The sequence below is a fragment of the Achromobacter sp. SD115 genome, assembly GCF_017355315.1.
GTDB lineage: Bacteria > Pseudomonadota > Gammaproteobacteria > Burkholderiales > Burkholderiaceae_B > Achromobacter > Achromobacter xylosoxidans_B.
Genome location: NZ_JADIJM010000004.1, coordinates 280,244 through 295,410, shown reverse-complemented (window position 1 = coordinate 295,410; position 15,167 = coordinate 280,244). Strand labels below are relative to the sequence as shown.

The following is a 15,167-nucleotide window of genomic DNA, read 5'->3' as shown; positions in this document are numbered from 1 at the left end:
CGGCCTCATTGCATGCGCACGGTCCACAGACGCGCCTTGTTGTCCGGCATCTGCAGCACCTCGCCCACGTTCTTGCCCACGGCCCAGGCCATCGGCTGCTGGTGCAGCGGCAGGAAGCGCACGTCTTCATGCAGCGTCTGCAGCACGTCGGCCATCATCTGCACCCGCTTGGGGCGGTCCATTTCAGCCGCCGCCGCGTCGATCCTGGCGTCCAGCGCCGGGTCGCCCCACTGGCCCCAGTTGAAGACGCCGGCCGGGCCGCTGCGACTGTGCATCACCTGCAACAGGATGGACAGCGCGTCGATCTGCGGTTCGTTGGCCCAACCGTGGATGGTGATGTCGAACTCGCCGCGCGAGCGCTTCGGGTTCTGCAAGGAGCGCGGGCCGCTGGCCAACGAAGCCTTCACGCCAATGCGCGCCCACATGGAGGCAGCGGCCTGACAGATTTCCTCTTCATTGACGAACATGTCGTTCGAGCACAGCAGCGACACCGTGAATCCGTCCGGGTAGCCGGCCTCGGCCAGCAGCTTCTTGGCGCGCGCGGCGTCGAACGGCAGGCGCTCTTCCTGCTTGGGCTCGTAGCCCGGGATGGATGGCGCCACCAGCGCCCCCGTGGTGCGCGACAGGCCGCGCATCACGCGCTTCTGGATCAGTTCCGGCGACAGCGCCATGTATAGCGCCTGGCGCACTTTCAAGTCCTTCAGCGGGTTCTTGTCGGTGACGTTGGAGCCGACCAGCTTGTCGCCCAGGTTGAAGCCGAAGTACAGCGTGCGCAGCTCGGTCGAGGCCAGCACCTTGACGTTGGACGCCGCGCGCAAGCGGTCCAGATCCTGCAACGGCGCGTTCTCGGTGAAGTTGATGTCACCCGACAGCAACGCCGCCACCCGGGTGGGCGCGGACGCGATCGGCGTGAATTCGATGCGATCCAGATTGTGGCGCGGCTTGTCCCACCAGCCAGGGTTGACCACCAGCACGGTGCGCGTGTCCGGTCGGTACGACTCCACCTTGAAGGGACCCGTGCCGTTGGCGTTGTGGGTGGCGTAGCCTTCGATCTTCTTGGCGGCGTCGGTGGGCTTCAGGCTGTTGTTGTCCACCAGCCATTGGCGGTTGAAGATGAAGATATTGGTCAGGTCATTGAGCATCAGCGGATACGGATGCGTCATTTCGATCTCGACCGTGTAGTCGTCCACCTTGCGCACCGCCTTGAAGGCCGGCAGATTGCCCTTCAAGGGCGAGGCCTCGTCCGAGACCCGGGTCATAGACGCCACCACGTCGTCCGCCGAGAACGGTGCGCCATTGTGGAACTTCACCCCCTTGCGCAGATGAAAGCGCAACACCGTGGGCGACGGGGTCTCCCAGGACTCCGCCAACGCGGGCGTAATGTTGAACTTGTCGTCATAGCGGATCAGCGCTTCGTACACATGGTTCAGGAACGCCAGGTTGAAGGTGCTGCCGTAAGAGTACGGATCCAGCGAATCCAGGTCCCGCGCCGCGCCCCACTTCAGCGTGTTGGCGGCGCTGGCCCCCGCGATGGCCGACAGCGCGATCACGGCGCCCGCGGTCCACTTGAGCAAAGTCTTCATGGCTGCAACTCTCCCTTGTGTATCGGTCTGAACTCGCCGGGGTCGTGCCCGGCGCGGTGGGTAAGACGAAAAAACTAGGAATGCGCGTCCGGGCGGATGAGCGACAGCCGCTGCGCACGCTCCAGGGACGCCAGCGCCAATGCCTGGGCCAGGGCGGCGCGGTACGAATCGATGATGGGCACGGCAGGCAGGCGCGGCAGGCTGGGCAGATAGCCCGCCAGTGCGGCCCCCGCCACGATCACGACGTCCGCACCCTGCGCCACGGCCGCGTCCAGCGCCCGGCTGACCTGCAGCGCCGACTCGGCCGAACGCGACACGTAGTCCAGGGCATTGCCCGGCAAGGCCAGGATGCCGGCGCAGCGGGACTCCAGCCCCAGTTGGCGGATCTGTTCGCGCAGCATGCCGGGCCAACGCTGCCCCACCGTCACGATGGCGTAGCGGTCGCCGCGCTGCATGGCGCTCATGATCGAAGCCTCGGCCATGCCCACCACGGGCACGTCCAGGCGTTCGCGCACCGCGCCGATGCCGGGTTCACCGAAACAGGCCAGCAGGCAGGCGTCGAATCCGCCGTCCGGCGTCTCGCCGGCCGCCCGCTCCACGATGTCCAGCACCGCATGGGCGGCAATGGCCGCCTCCGCGCGGCTGGCGATGTAGGCGGGGCCGAAAGCCGCGGTCACCGCATGGATGCGGACCGTATTCCCGTAAAAAGCCTCGGCCTGGCTGGCCAGGCTGGTCGTCAGGTCGGACGTGGTGTTGCCGTTGACCACCAGCAGGCGGTAAGGCGAGGAAAGGGACAGCTCGGTTGCAGCGGCCTGCGGTACAGCGGACATGGATCAGCCTTTGTTTATTTGTATACAAACAAAAAGACTGTTTTTGGACAATCCTGAATGTTTTGTATAAAAATTTGTATACGATTTATGTCGCCAATGTACTCCGCAGAGTCACGGCGGCAAGCTATCGCTAACCCTTAGCCTGCGGTGTAGTATGCTTTCCTGCACTAAGAAAAATGCGCGCCGGCAGCGCCAGCCGGGCCATTCCAACACTCTGAAAAGCGCGCAGGCATAGGAGCCAACAAGAAGATGAAGTCCCTCGCGCCGCCGGCCAATGAGCCCGCCAAGAAAGACATCAGCCGCAACGAAATCGTATACAAAAATTTGCGCATGGCCATCATCGAGCAGGCCCTGCTGCCGGGCGACAAGCTGCCCGAGGACATCATCGGCGAGCGATTCGGCGTCAGCCGGACCATCGTCCGCAGCGTCCTGACGCGCCTGTTCAGTGAAGGGCTGGTGGATCTGCGGCCGAACCGCGGCGCCGCCGTGGCCCGCCCCAGCCTGGAAGAAGCGCACGACATCTTCGAGGCGCGCCGCTGCCTGGAGCGCGACGTGGCGCGCCGGCTGCTGCAACACATCACCGAGGCGGGGCTGGCACGGCTGGAACAGCACGTGGCGCAGGAAGAAGAAGCCCGCAAGCGCAACAGCGCCAACGAATCGATCCGGCTGTCAGGCGAATTCCATATCCTGATGGCGGAGTTGTCGGGCAATGCGGTGTATGCGCGCTACGTGAACGAGATCGTCTCGCGCTGCTCGCTGATCCTGGCCCTGTATGGCCGGCCACACTCGAGCGAATGCGCAGTCAGCGAACACATGGAGATCGTGGCGGGCCTGCGCGCGCGCGACGAGAAGCACGTGCTGCACCTGCTGGAGCACCACCTGGAATCGGTGACCGCCCGCGCCCTGCTGACCGCGGACGGCCAGGGCGTGCGCGATATCCGCAAGATCCTGGATCGATACGGCACGTAGGGGCGCGCCCGCCCGCTGGGCGTGCGGCGTCCCCCAACGAAAAAGCGCCCGGTCCGGGCGCTTTTTTGGTGGGGAAGGCTAGATTTCGCGCTCTTCCGTCTTGAGGTTGTTGTCGCGGGCGAAATCCACCACGAACTTGTACGCCAGCGGTTCCAGATCGCGCAAACGCAAATCGACCACGATCCCGCGCACGCCGTCGATCACGACGGGCAGCACATAGGGCGAATAGGTGAGGTGGTTACCAGCACAGCCGGCGGGCCGGAATTGTGCCATTACGCCGGCGAGCCGTTCCGCCCAATCGCTGGGGCGAAAGCGGCTACCGCTTTCGGTAACGCCATGAATTACGAATTGTCTGACGCGAGTTGCCATGAGTTCTTCACTACAGCGCGCCCTTCACGAAAGCCGGATCTTCGGCGTGATCAAACATGCGCCCTGCGCCGCGAATTGTATATGATTGATCCTTTGCCCTCTTTCAAAAAGCGATTCGCCTGGGGAAACGCCCCGCCAGACCGGCGGCGCCCCGCCGGAACTCCGGCAGCCCTCCGGCGCAATCCGCTTCATCCCCAGGAGGATCCGCGATGACCTCGCCTCTGGCCAATATCTATGCCCGGCTGCCGGTATCGTTCACGCACGGCCAGGGCGTCTGGCTGTGGGATGAGCAGGGCCGCAAGTACCTGGACGCGCTGGCCGGCATCGGGGTGTCCTGCCTGGGCCACGCGCATCCGAAACTGGTGGCCGCCATCAGCGAGCAGGCCGCCCGCGTCATCCACACCTCGAACATCTACGAAGTGCCGCAGCAGACCGCGCTGGCCGCGCGCCTGACGCAGCTGTCCGGCATGCAGGAAGTCGCCTTCAACAACAGCGGCTCCGAGGCCAACGAAGCCGCGATCAAGCTGGCGCGCTACTACGCCTACCAGCGCGGCAACCAGCACGCCCACATCATCACCATGGACTCGTCCTGGCATGGCCGCACGCTGGCCACGCTGGCGGCCACCGGCAGCGAAAAGGCGCGCAAGGGCTTCGAGCCCCTGCCCTCGGGCTTCATCCAGGTGCCCTACAACAGCGTGGACGCGGTGCGCGCCGCAGGCGACGCCGAACCGCGCGTGGCCGCCGTGCTGCTGGAAGTGCTGCAAGGCGAAGGCGGCATCCGTCCCTCCGACATCGCCTATCTCCAGGAAGTGCGCCGGCTGTGCACCGAGCGCGGCTGGCTGCTGATGATCGACGAAGTCCAGTCCGGCATCGGCCGCACCGGCAAATGGTTCGCCCACCAATGGGCCGGCATCGTGCCCGACGTCATGACCCTGGCCAAGGGCCTGGCGGGCGGTGTACCCATCGGCGCCATGCTGGCCGCCGGCCCCGCCGCCGGCGTGCTCACACCCGGCAGTCACGGCACCACCTTCGGCGGCGGTCCGCTGGTCTGCGCGGCCGGACTGGCCGTGCTGGACGCGCTGGAATCCGAAAAGTTGCTGGACAACGCCCACAACGTCGGCAACCACCTGAAAGCCGCCCTGGCCGACGCGCTGGCCGGCACCCCGGGCGTCACTGAAATCCGCGGCCGCGGCCTGATGCTGGGCATCGAGCTTGCCCGTCCCTGCGGCGTGCTGGCCCTGCGCGCCATGGAGGCCGGCCTGCTCATCAACGTCACGCGCGACCGCGTCATCCGCATGTTGCCGCCGCTGATCCTCAACCGCGACGAAGCCGACCGCATCGTCGCGATCCTGGTTCCGCTCATCCAGGAATTCCTGGCCGAAACACCATAAAATCAACGTCCCGCCCGGGCCATGAGCCTGGCCGGGCCCCATGACCTGCGACATCACCATGACTCCTCCCACGACTCAAAACGGCCCGCTGCGGCACTTCCTGCAGTTCAAGGACTTCTCCTCCGCCGAGATCGCCTACGTGCTGGACCGCGCGCGCCTGATCAAGGACAAGTTCAAACGCTACGAACCCCACATGCCGCTGCATGACCGCACGTTGGCGATGGTGTTCGAAAAGGCCAGCACGCGCACCCGCGTGTCGTTCGAGGCCGGCATGTACCAGATGGGCGGCTCGGTCATCAACCTGACCTCCAACGACTCGCAGCTTGGCCGCTCCGAGCCCATCGAAGACACCGCGCGCGTCATCTCGCGCATGGTCGACATCGTCATGATCCGCACCTTCGAGCAGACCCGCATCGAGCGCTTCGCCTCGCACTCGCGCGTGCCCGTGATCAACGGCCTGACCAACGAATTCCACCCCTGCCAGATCCTGGCGGACATCTTCACCTACATCGAGCACCGCGGCCCCATCGCCGGCAAGACGGTGGCCTGGGTGGGCGACGCCAACAACATGGCCTACACCTGGCTGCATGCCGCCGAAATGCTGGGCTTCACGCTGCACGTGTCGACCCCGGCCGGCTACGAGCTCGAAGCCTCGCGCATCGGCACGCCGCCGGCCACGGTGCTGCGCCAGTTCAAGGACCCCATGGAAGCCTGCAAGGGCGCGCACCTGGTCACCACCGACGTCTGGACCAGCATGGGCTATGAAGCCGAAAACGAAGAGCGCCGCGCCGCCTTCGCTGATTGGTGCGTGGACGCCGAAATGATGGCTGCCGCCGACCCCGAAGCCGTGTTCATGCACTGCCTGCCCGCCCACCGTGGCGAAGAAGTCACCGGTGAAGTCATCGACGGACCGCAAAGCGTGGTCTGGGACGAGGCCGAAAACCGCCTGCACGTGCAGAAGGCGCTGATGGAATTCCTGCTGCTGGGCCAGATCAAGTAAGGCTTACGCACGCAAAAAAGGCCTGCGCATCTGTCGATGCGCAGGCCTTTTTTTTACGGCTCCGCGAGCCTACAGGATCCGCTTGAACATGGTCCTGCGGGTATTGCGGAATGACGGGCGCACGCGGCTGCTCCAGTCGCTGGCGCGCACGGCCAGCCAGGGCGGGCTGCCGAAGGTCTCCCGTGTGTGCAGGTCGTAGCAGGCCAGGTAGCGCGGCGACTCGTCGCGGCATTCATAGCGCATGGCGCGCACGGTGCCAGGCACCGCCGCCAGGCCCGGCAGGTGCTCCTGGTCGTACCAGGCGTTCAAGTCGGCTTCGGCCTCGGGCAATACGTCGGTTTCGACGATGTAGTGCCACGGCGCGTCCTGCCCCGCCGAGGCGCCGGCCAGGTCCAGCGTCAGGTGCAGCACGCGGCTGCGGGCGCCCGGAAAGCTCTCGGCCAGGCGGGCCTGCGCTTCCGGCAACGCGGCCGCCTGGCCGCGCAGATAGACGTAGGTCTCGTCTTCTTCCACGGCGGCGTACGCGGCGGCGCGCAAGCCTTCCAATCCTTGGGTCAAGGTCCGCTCAAGTTCGCGCGCGCGCGGCTCATCGAAGCGCTCGCCCAGCGACGCCAGCAATATGGTTTCCTGCACTCCCGTCTCCTTTTCAATGTCCAACGCGCAAGGCCACCAGGAAGCGCGACACCATGTTGTACGCGCCCACGGTCGCCGCCAGTTCCACCAGTTGCGTGTCATCGTAGCGCGCGCGCAGCGGCGCGAACACCGCGTCCGGCACCTCGATGTCGCGCGTCATGGCATCCGTCAGCGCCAACACCTCGGCCTCGCCCGGCTCCAGGCCCTGCAAGTCCGCGGGCGCCGGGCCGCCGCGCAATTCGTCGACCAGCGCCTGCGGCATGCCTGCAGCCAGCGCGTGCGGCACATGGGCCTCGAACTCGTAGGGCGCGTTGTTCAAGGTCGCCACGCGCAGGATGATCAACTCCCGCAGGCGCGGCGGCACCGAAGTGTTCAGGCGGATCGCGGTCAACATCGCTTCCCAACCCTGGACCACGGCCGGACTGTTCAGCAGCACTTGGTACAGGGGCGAGATGCGCCCCCGCGCAGCCGAGATCCGCGCCTCGACCTCTGCCAGTTCCGGGCGGGTGCCGGGTGCCACGAGCCCTACTCTGCATGCGTTCATCGTTACTCCGGCCGGATGTTCTTGCGTTGGATCAGCGCGGTCCACTTCTCGCGGTCGGACGCGATCAGGGCGGCCAGTTCCTGCGGGCTGCCCGGCGCGGCCTGGGCGCCAAACTTCTCCAGGCGGGCGCGTACGCTCTCCGTGTTCAGCGCGGCGCGCACGGCCTGGTTGAGCTTGTCGATCGTGGCCGGCGGCGTGGCGGCCGGCGCCACGATGCCGTACCAGTTGTTGGATTCCACCCCGGCAATGCCTTGCTCCGCCAGCGTCTTGACCTCGGGCAGCAGCGGATGGCGGGTCGGCGCGGCGATGCCCAGGGGCTTCAGCTTGCCGCCCTGGATATGGCCGATCAGGCCCGGCACGTCGCCAAAGAAGCCCGACACCTGATTGCCCATCACGTCGTTGATGACCGGGGCCGCGCCCTTGTAAGGCACGTGCATCACGTTCGCCTTGCTGGAATCGGCGAACATTTCCAGCGTCAGATGGGGAATGCTGCCGATGCCCGACGAGCCGATCGCCACCGACTGCGAGGCGGCCTGCGACTTCTTGACGAAGTCCGCGGCGTCAACTGCCGGATTGGACGGATTCACCACGAACACCGTGGCGTTGTTCACCACCTTGGACACCGGCGCGAAATCGCGCACGGGGTCATACGGCAAGTCCTTGTACAGCGCCGGGCTGATCGCGACCGCGCCCACGCTGGTCAGGAACAGCACGGAGCCGTCCGCGGGCGCCTTGGCGACATAAGCCGCCGCGATATTGCCGTTGGCGCCGGCCTTGTTCTCCACGATGACCTGCTGCTTCAGTTCCTTGCCCAACTGCTCGGCCAGCACCCGGCCCACCAGATCCACCGGCCCGCCCGGCGGGAAGGCGATGATAAGGCGCACCGGCCCGTCGGCATGGGCGGAGCCCAAAGCGGCCAGGCTCAGCAAGCCGGCTGACAGTATTTTCTTGAACATGATGTCTCCTGATTGAATGGAATTTTCTTGTCGTTCGCGCGCCGCCAGATGGCCGCCGCGTTTGCCGCGCCTACTCGAATCCGTACAGCCGCGCCGGGTTGTCCACCAGGATGCGCTGGCGCAAGGCGGCATCGGGGCACGCTTGGAAAAACAGGTCGACCAGTTCGCCGTCGTCCGGCATATCGCCCGCCACGTTCGGATGCGGCCAGTCCGTGCCCCACAGGCAGCGGTCGGGCAAAGCTTCGGCCAGCGCGCGCACGAAGGGCAGGCCCTCGGCAAACGGACGCTTGCCCGGCGCGATGCGGTCGATGCCCGACACCTTGACCCAGGCTTTCGGCACATTCGCCAAGCCGAGCAAAGCCTGCATCGCCGGCGACGCCAGCCCGTCGCTCGCCTTCAGCCGTCCCATGTGATCGACCACGAAAGGCAGCGGCAACGCGGCCAGGCGCGGCAGCAGCGCCGGCAGCATCGCGCCATCCAGGTGCAGGCATAGATGCCAGTCCAGCGGTGCGATCAGCGCCACCACTCGATCGAAGACCGCCGGATCGGGCGCGCCGCCCAGATGCGGCACGAAGTTGAAACGGGCCGCGCGCACCCCGCCTTCATGCAATTGCCTGACGCCCGCCTCGGTCGCGTCGGCCCCCAGCAGCGCCACGCCGCGATAGCGGCCGCCGCTCTGGGCCAGCGCGTCCAGCAAGGCGCGGTGATCGGAGCCATGGCAATTGGCCTGCACCACCACCGCGCGCTCCACGCCCAGGCGCTCATGCAGCGCCGCCATCGCTTGGTAAGGCGCGTCCGGCGGCGTGTACGAACGGCCCTCGGCATACGGAAACACGTCCGCCGGCCCGAACACGTGGCAATGCGCGTCGCAGGCGCCCGGCGGCAAGGCGTGGCGGGGACGGGACGGCGTGGCAAGCGGAGGACGGCAATCGGACACAGGCGGGTTCCTGCGGTGAAAACGCCATGGTCCCGGATTGCCCGCAGCCCAACAATGCTATATCTTTGATTTCAGATATAGATTTTCCTAATATCCAATGGACTTGAAGCAGATCGAGTATTTCCTGCGGGTGGCCGAGAGGCGCAGCTTCTCGCGCGCGGCCGAAATGCTGGACGTGGCGCAACCCACGCTCAGCCGCCAAGTCCGCCTGCTGGAACTGGAACTCGGCCAGCACCTGCTCTATCGCAACGGACGCGGCGCAGAACCCACCGAGGCCGGCCTGCGCTTCCTGGAGCACGCCCGCGCCCTGCTGACCCTGGCCGAACGCGCCAAGGAAGACCTGCAGACCCTGCGCGAAACGCCCACCGGCAAGGTCGTGGTGGGCCTGCCGCCCCGCATCGCGCGGGTGCTGACGCCGCCGCTGGTGCAGGCTTTCCGCCGCGGCTTTCCCGAAGCCTCCATCGCCGTGGCCGAAGGCCTAAGCGCGCAGGTGCGCGAATGGCTGCTGGCCGGCCGCGTCGACCTGGCCCTGCTCTACGACCCCGCGCCCTCGCCCCAACTGGCCTACGAGTCCCTGTTCCGCGAAGACCTGGTGCTGGTGGCCGCGCCCGGCCACCAGCCCGCCCTGCCCGCGCGCATCGCCGTGGCGGAACTGGGCAACTACCCGCTGGTGGTGCCCAGCCTGCCCAACGCCATCCGCACCCTGGTGGAAAGCGTGTGCCGCGCCCAGGGCGTGCGCCTGACCATCGCGGTCGAGGTGGATGCGGTCCAGACCATCGTCGAACTGGCCGCCCAGGGCGACGCTTACGCCATCCTGCCGCGCTCGGCCGCGCGCGGCCCCGCCGCCGAGCACGAGCTGTCGCTCTGCGACATCGTCGACCCGACCATCACTAATGACCTGGTCCTGGCCAGCGCCCGCCACCGCCCCGCCACCCGGCTGGCCGCCGCCACCGCGCTCCTGATCCGGCGGCTGGAGCTGCCGGCGCTATTCGCGCCCCCCGGCCCGTCGGCGGCAAAAGAGTTAAAATAGCGTCCGTTTCTCTTGTTTGGCGGCTAGCGGCTGTCCAAGTCTGCTGTCCAAGTCCTGTTGGCGTCTCACTTCAAACAATGACCACTATTCTCCCGAACCTTCCCACCGGCCAGAAGGTCGGCATCGCCTTCTCCGGCGGCCTCGACACCAGCGCAGCGCTCCTGTGGATGCGCAACAACGGCGCCATCCCCTACGCCTACACCGCGAACCTGGGCCAGCCCGACGAGTCCGACTACGACGAGATCCCGCGCAAGGCCATGGCCTACGGCGCCGAGAAGGCCCGCCTGATCGACTGCCGCGCGCAGATGGTTGCCGAAGGCATCGCTGCCCTGCAAGCGGGCGCGTTCCACATCTCGACCGCCGGCATCACCTACTTCAACACCACCCCCATCGGCCGCGCAGTCACCGGCACGATGCTGGTGGCCGCCATGAAGGAAGACGACGTCAACATCTGGGGCGACGGCAGCACCTTCAAGGGCAACGACATCGAGCGCTTCTACCGCTACGGTCTGCTGACCAACCCGGACCTGAAGATCTACAAGCCCTGGCTGGACCAGCGCTTCATCGACGAACTCGGCGGCCGTTCCGAAATGTCGGAATACATGCGCCAGGCCGGCTTCGACTACAAGATGTCGGCTGAAAAGGCCTACTCCACCGACTCCAACCTGCTGGGCGCCACCCACGAAGCCAAGGACCTGGAGCACCTGAACTCCGGCATCCGCATCGTCAAGCCCATCATGGGCGTCGCGTTCTGGCGCGACGACGTCGCCGTCAAGGCCGAGGAAGTCACCGTCCGCTTCGAGGAAGGCCATCCGGTCGCCCTGAACGGCGTGGAATACAGCGACCCCGTCGAACTGATGCTCGAAGCCAACCGCATCGGCGGCCGCCACGGCCTGGGCATGAGCGACCAGATCGAAAACCGCATCATCGAAGCCAAGAGCCGCGGCATCTACGAAGCCCCGGGCCTCGCCCTGCTGTTCATCGCCTACGAGCGCCTGGTCACCGGCATCCACAACGAAGACACCATCGAGCAGTACCGCGAAAGCGGCCGCAAGCTCGGCCGCCTGCTGTACCAAGGCCGCTGGTTCGACCCGCAAGCCATCATGCTGCGCGAAGCCGCCCAACGCTGGGTCGCCCGCGCCGTCACCGGCGAAGTTACCGTCGAACTGCGCCGCGGCAACGACTACTCGCTGCTGAACACCGAATCGCCCAACCTGACCTACGCGCCCGAGCGCCTGTCCATGGAAAAGGTCGAAAACGCCCCGTTCACGCCCGCGGACCGCATCGGCCAGCTCACCATGCGCAACCTCGACATCGTCGACACCCGCGGCAAGCTCTTCACCTACGTGAAGACCGGCCTGCTCGCCTCCTCCGGCAGCTCGCTGCCGCAGCTGAGCGGCGAAGGCAAGAAGAAGTAATTCTTCAAGGCCCAAAACCAGAAAGCCCTTCGGCATGCCGAAGGGCTTTTTGTTTGAACAACATCAATCGCAAGAAACCGCCGAAGCCCCCAAAGGCCGCTCGCGCGGCCGGCCGGGGGCGAGCCCCGCAAGATCCATCGCCAAACCCAAATCCTTGGCGAGAACGCCAAGCACGCCGTCCTCTTCTGCGACCGGACACATTCAACCGACGCAGCCTGGGGCGGCGGGGGCCTGCCGCGCGCGGGGCGTCGATAAGCCCGAGGGAATCTGAAGGAAAGGCCGAAGGCCTTGACGAAGATGACGAAGGGGAAGTCCGGAGCGAAGGCTCCGGACCGCAATCGTTGCCCCGCGCGTGGCAGGCCCCCGCCGCCACAGGCGTCAACAGAACCCGAACACCGCAACAGACAAGCAAGCAAGAGCCTAGAGCTCCACCTGCATCCCCATCTCCACCACCCGATTAGCCGGAATCTTGAAGAACTTAGTACTCCGCGTAGAGTTCCGCGCCATGAACGAAAACACCGCCCGCCGCCACCGCCACAACGCCGGCTTCCTGGCCGCCACCACCGTCTGCCGCGACAGGAAGTAGGAAGTCCGCATCGGCTCCAGATCAATCTCGGGATAGGCCTCCGCCACCAGCCGCAGCGCCTCCGGCACGTCCGGATCTTCCTTGAAGCCGTAGTTGATCGTCGCCTGCCAGCTCGACGCCGACAGCTTGGTCACGGAGAAGCGTTCTTCCGGCGAGACATAAGGCACGTCCGCCACCAGGATCGTCAGGAACAGCACATGGTCGTGCAGCACCTTGTTGTGCTTCAAGTTATGCAGCAGCGCCGGCGGCACATTGCCCGAATTCATCGTCATGAAGATCGCGGTGCCCGGCACCCGCGACGGCGGATATTCCTCCAGCTGCGCCATGAATTCCTTCAGCGGCTGACGGTCCCGCTGCTGCATCTCGGACAGCAGCCGGCGTCCGCGCCGCCACGTCATCATCAGCGTGAACACCACGATGGCCACCAGCAGCGGCAGCCAGCCGCCCTCGTGGATCTTGAACACGTTGGCCGAGAACAGCAGCACGTCGAACAACAGCAGCAGGCCCAGCGCCACCAGCCACAACACACGTTTGATTCCGGTCGAACCTCGCGGCAGCACCGCGAAAGCCAGCACCGAAGTCGTCAGCATCGTGCCGGTGACCGCAAAGCCATAGGCCGCAGCGAGATTGTCCGAATTGCGGAACAGCAGCACCAGGATCAGCACCGCGCACAGCAGCAGCGCATTGACCTGCGGCAGATAGATCTGCCCCTTCTCGACCGCCGAGGTGTGCAGGATCTGCATGCGCGGCCAGAACCCCAACTGCACCGCCTGCCGCGTGACCGAGTAGGCCCCGGAAATCACCGCCTGCGACGCCACGATGGTCGCGATGGTGGCTAGCGCCACCAGCGGGGCCAGCCCCCATTCCGGCGCCATCATGAAGAACGGATTACGTATCGCCGTCGGATCGCGCAGCAGCAACGCGCCCTGGCCGAAATAGCACAGCGTCAAGGCCGGCAGCACCATGCTGAACCAGGCGCGGCGGATCGCCGGACGGCCGAAGTGGCCCATGTCGGCATACAGCGCCTCGGCGCCGGTCAGGGCCAGCACCACCGCCCCCAGCAGCACGAAACTGATCCAGGGAAACTCGACGATGAAGCGCAGCCCCCACATCGGATTCAGCGCCCGCAGCACTTCCGGGGTCTGCCAGATCTGCCAACCGCCCAACGCGGCCAGCGTGCCGAACCACAGCAGCATCACCGGACCGAACAGCTTGCCCATGGCGCCCGTGCCGTGCGACTGGATCGCGAACAGAGCGATCAGCACCACCAGCGCCAACGGCACCACCCAGGCATCCAGCTGATGCGACACGATGCCGATCCCTTCCAGCGCCGACAGCACCGAGATCGCCGGCGTGATCATGCTGTCGCCATAGAACAGCGCCGCGCCGAAGATCCCCAACACGATCAGCACCCAGCGCAGCTTGCCTTCGCGTCCGCGCACCGCCAATTCCAGCAAGGCCAGCGTGCCGCCCTCGCCGCGGTTGTCGGCGCGCAGCACCAGGGTCACGTACTTGAACGACACCACCACCATCAGCATCCAGAACAGGATGGACAGCACGCCCAGCAGGTGGGCCGGCTCCAGATCGGTGTGCACGCTCAGCCCCGTCAAGCAGGCCCGCAGCGTATACAGAGGGCTGGTGCCGATATCGCCGTACACCACACCCAGCGCCCCCATGATGAGAGCCGCGCGCGACGACGGCGCGTGCCCGCCGAGTGCATGCCCATTGGACGACGAAGGAACGCTGGCCGAACCTTGGCTCATGATGTAGGTTCTTGACGAGTGAGTTGGGCTCCCTTGCGGGGGCCGGGAAACACGACGGAAAGCCGTGTTCCTGAAAAGTCCGGGCGGCTGGTGAGCTTCCACCAGGCGCCATGCGCATGCGCGATTTCCCGCACGATGGCCAACCCCAGGCCCGACCCGCCCGCGGTAGCCGTGGGCGAGCGGTAGAAGGCTTCGAACACGCGTTCGCGCTCATCGGGAGAAATGCCCGGCCCATCGTCCTCCACGGTCAGCGACGGCGGATTGGCGCCGACGATCAGCGTGATGCGGCCGGTCTTGTTGCCATAGCGCAGCGCGTTGTCGATGAGATTGCCCAGCAGTTCGGCCAACAGCAAGGGATCGGCGTCGATCCAGATCGGCGCGTCGGGCGCCACCAGATCCAGCTCGTAGTGCGCCTCGCGCACTCGCGGAAACCACTCCGCACCGTTCGCGCGCACCCATTCGCACAGGTCGATGCGCACGAAGCTGTCTTGCGGGCGGGCGTTGGGGTCGGCGCGCGCCAGGACCAGCAATTGTTGTCCCAGGCGGATCATGCGGTCGCTGACGGCCTTGATGCGTTCCGCCCGCGCCCGCACGTCGTCGGGTAAGGGACGCGCCAACATCAGCTCGGACTCCAGCCGCAAGCCGGACAAGGGCGTGCGCAACTGATGCGCCGCATGGCCGATGAAGCGGCGCTGGGCCGCCAGCGAGGCGTCCAGGCGCAGCAGCAAATCATTGGTGTGGGTCACCAGCGGCTCGATCTCGACCGGCACGCCGGCCACTTCCAGCGGCTGCATGTCGTCGATGGAGCGTTGCCTGATCTCCTCAGACAGATGATTGACCGAACGCAGCCCCGAGCGCACCCCCTGCACCACCACCCAGGTAAATAGCGCAATCAGCGCGATCTGCCCCACCACCATCAGCCAGAAGAAATCTTCCAGCATCCAGAGCGACATGTCGATCTTGTGCGTGATGACCCAGGTGGCTGCCAGGTCCAGCAGGACCAGCAGCAGGATCGGCGGCATCAGGCGAATAACCAGATGCCGCGCCAGCGAACGGGAGGGAAGCAAGGGGCGAGGAGCCGGAGTAGCGGTAGGAGCGCGTTCCTGCATCATGACGCAATACTCTCGCCCAGGCGTATGGATGCGCTCGGCCGGCGCG

14 protein-coding genes are annotated in these 15,167 nt (G+C 66.1%); 5 read left to right on the top strand and 9 right to left on the bottom strand.

Annotated features, from left to right (window positions below):
• Positions 1 to 5: 5 nt before the first annotated feature.
• Both IPU70_RS08370 and IPU70_RS08365 read right to left on the bottom strand, forming a co-directional pair.
• Entirely contained in the window at positions 6 to 1,583 is a 1,578-nt protein-coding gene (locus IPU70_RS08370) for an ABC transporter substrate-binding protein (RefSeq protein WP_207466423.1), read from the bottom strand.
• Positions 1,584 to 1,657: 74 nt separating this feature from the next.
• On the bottom strand, positions 1,658 to 2,413 hold the full coding sequence (locus IPU70_RS08365; RefSeq protein ID WP_207466421.1) for an aspartate/glutamate racemase family protein: 756 nt from the start codon (positions 2,411 to 2,413) through the stop codon (positions 1,658 to 1,660).
• A 249-nt stretch (positions 2,414 to 2,662) separates the two neighbouring features.
• Between IPU70_RS08365 and IPU70_RS08360 the strand changes: the two genes are divergently transcribed.
• Positions 2,663 to 3,382 (top strand): GntR family transcriptional regulator, encoded by a 720-nt coding sequence (locus IPU70_RS08360; protein WP_207466419.1) that lies wholly within the window; start codon positions 2,663 to 2,665, stop codon positions 3,380 to 3,382.
• Between the two features lie 78 nt (positions 3,383 to 3,460).
• Here the strand turns inward: IPU70_RS08360 and IPU70_RS08355 are convergent, their stop codons facing one another.
• Entirely contained in the window at positions 3,461 to 3,751 is a 291-nt protein-coding gene (locus IPU70_RS08355; RefSeq protein ID WP_013392635.1) for a DUF3579 domain-containing protein, read from the bottom strand.
• 209 nt (positions 3,752 to 3,960) lie between these two features.
• Between IPU70_RS08355 and IPU70_RS08350 the strand changes: the two genes are divergently transcribed.
• Together IPU70_RS08350 and argF are read left to right on the top strand one after the other, a co-directional pair.
• Positions 3,961 to 5,142, top strand: a complete 1,182-nt coding sequence (locus IPU70_RS08350) for an aspartate aminotransferase family protein (RefSeq protein ID WP_207466417.1) — start codon at positions 3,961 to 3,963, stop codon at positions 5,140 to 5,142.
• A gap of 58 nt (positions 5,143 to 5,200) precedes the next feature.
• Complete coding sequence (argF, locus tag IPU70_RS08345; protein WP_207466529.1) at positions 5,201 to 6,142, top strand: ornithine carbamoyltransferase; 942 nt, start codon at positions 5,201 to 5,203, stop codon at positions 6,140 to 6,142.
• 69 nt (positions 6,143 to 6,211) lie between these two features.
• Here argF and IPU70_RS08340 read toward each other — a convergent pair whose 3' ends face one another.
• The 4 genes from IPU70_RS08340 to IPU70_RS08325 form a co-directional block, all read right to left on the bottom strand.
• On the bottom strand, positions 6,212 to 6,775 hold the full coding sequence (locus IPU70_RS08340; protein ID WP_207466414.1) for a DUF4286 family protein: 564 nt from the start codon (positions 6,773 to 6,775) through the stop codon (positions 6,212 to 6,214).
• A gap of 13 nt (positions 6,776 to 6,788) precedes the next feature.
• Positions 6,789 to 7,319 carry a carboxymuconolactone decarboxylase family protein gene (locus IPU70_RS08335; protein WP_207466412.1) on the bottom strand — a complete coding sequence of 177 codons (531 nt, stop codon included), beginning with the start codon at positions 7,317 to 7,319 and terminating at the stop codon, positions 6,789 to 6,791.
• Between the two features lie 2 nt (positions 7,320 to 7,321).
• Positions 7,322 to 8,275, bottom strand: a complete 954-nt coding sequence (locus IPU70_RS08330) for a tripartite tricarboxylate transporter substrate binding protein (protein ID WP_207466410.1) — start codon at positions 8,273 to 8,275, stop codon at positions 7,322 to 7,324.
• A 70-nt stretch (positions 8,276 to 8,345) separates the two neighbouring features.
• Positions 8,346 to 9,212, bottom strand: coding sequence for an amidohydrolase family protein (locus tag IPU70_RS08325; RefSeq protein ID WP_207466408.1), 867 nt, complete (start codon positions 9,210 to 9,212; stop codon positions 8,346 to 8,348).
• Positions 9,213 to 9,309: 97 nt separating this feature from the next.
• On the opposite strand from IPU70_RS08325, the gene IPU70_RS08320 reads away from it, so the two are divergent.
• Both IPU70_RS08320 and argG read left to right on the top strand, forming a co-directional pair.
• Positions 9,310 to 10,242 carry a LysR family transcriptional regulator gene (locus IPU70_RS08320; RefSeq protein ID WP_207466407.1) on the top strand — a complete coding sequence of 311 codons (933 nt, stop codon included), beginning with the start codon at positions 9,310 to 9,312 and terminating at the stop codon, positions 10,240 to 10,242.
• Positions 10,243 to 10,319: 77 nt separating this feature from the next.
• The gene (gene argG, locus IPU70_RS08315; RefSeq protein WP_207466405.1) at positions 10,320 to 11,660 is read left to right on the top strand and encodes an argininosuccinate synthase; all 1,341 of its coding nucleotides are present in this window, start codon (positions 10,320 to 10,322) and stop codon (positions 11,658 to 11,660) included.
• A gap of 420 nt (positions 11,661 to 12,080) precedes the next feature.
• On the opposite strand, the gene IPU70_RS08310 is transcribed toward argG, so the two are convergent.
• On the bottom strand, positions 12,081 to 14,009 hold the full coding sequence (locus tag IPU70_RS08310) for a potassium transporter Kup (RefSeq protein WP_041653043.1): 1,929 nt from the start codon (positions 14,007 to 14,009) through the stop codon (positions 12,081 to 12,083).
• Positions 14,006 to 15,121: a HAMP domain-containing sensor histidine kinase gene (locus tag IPU70_RS08305; RefSeq protein WP_242702376.1), complete on the bottom strand. Its 1,116-nt coding sequence runs from the start codon at positions 15,119 to 15,121 to the stop codon at positions 14,006 to 14,008. The genes IPU70_RS08310 and IPU70_RS08305 overlap by 4 nt, the downstream gene beginning before the upstream one ends.
• Positions 15,122 to 15,167 lie beyond the last annotated feature (46 nt).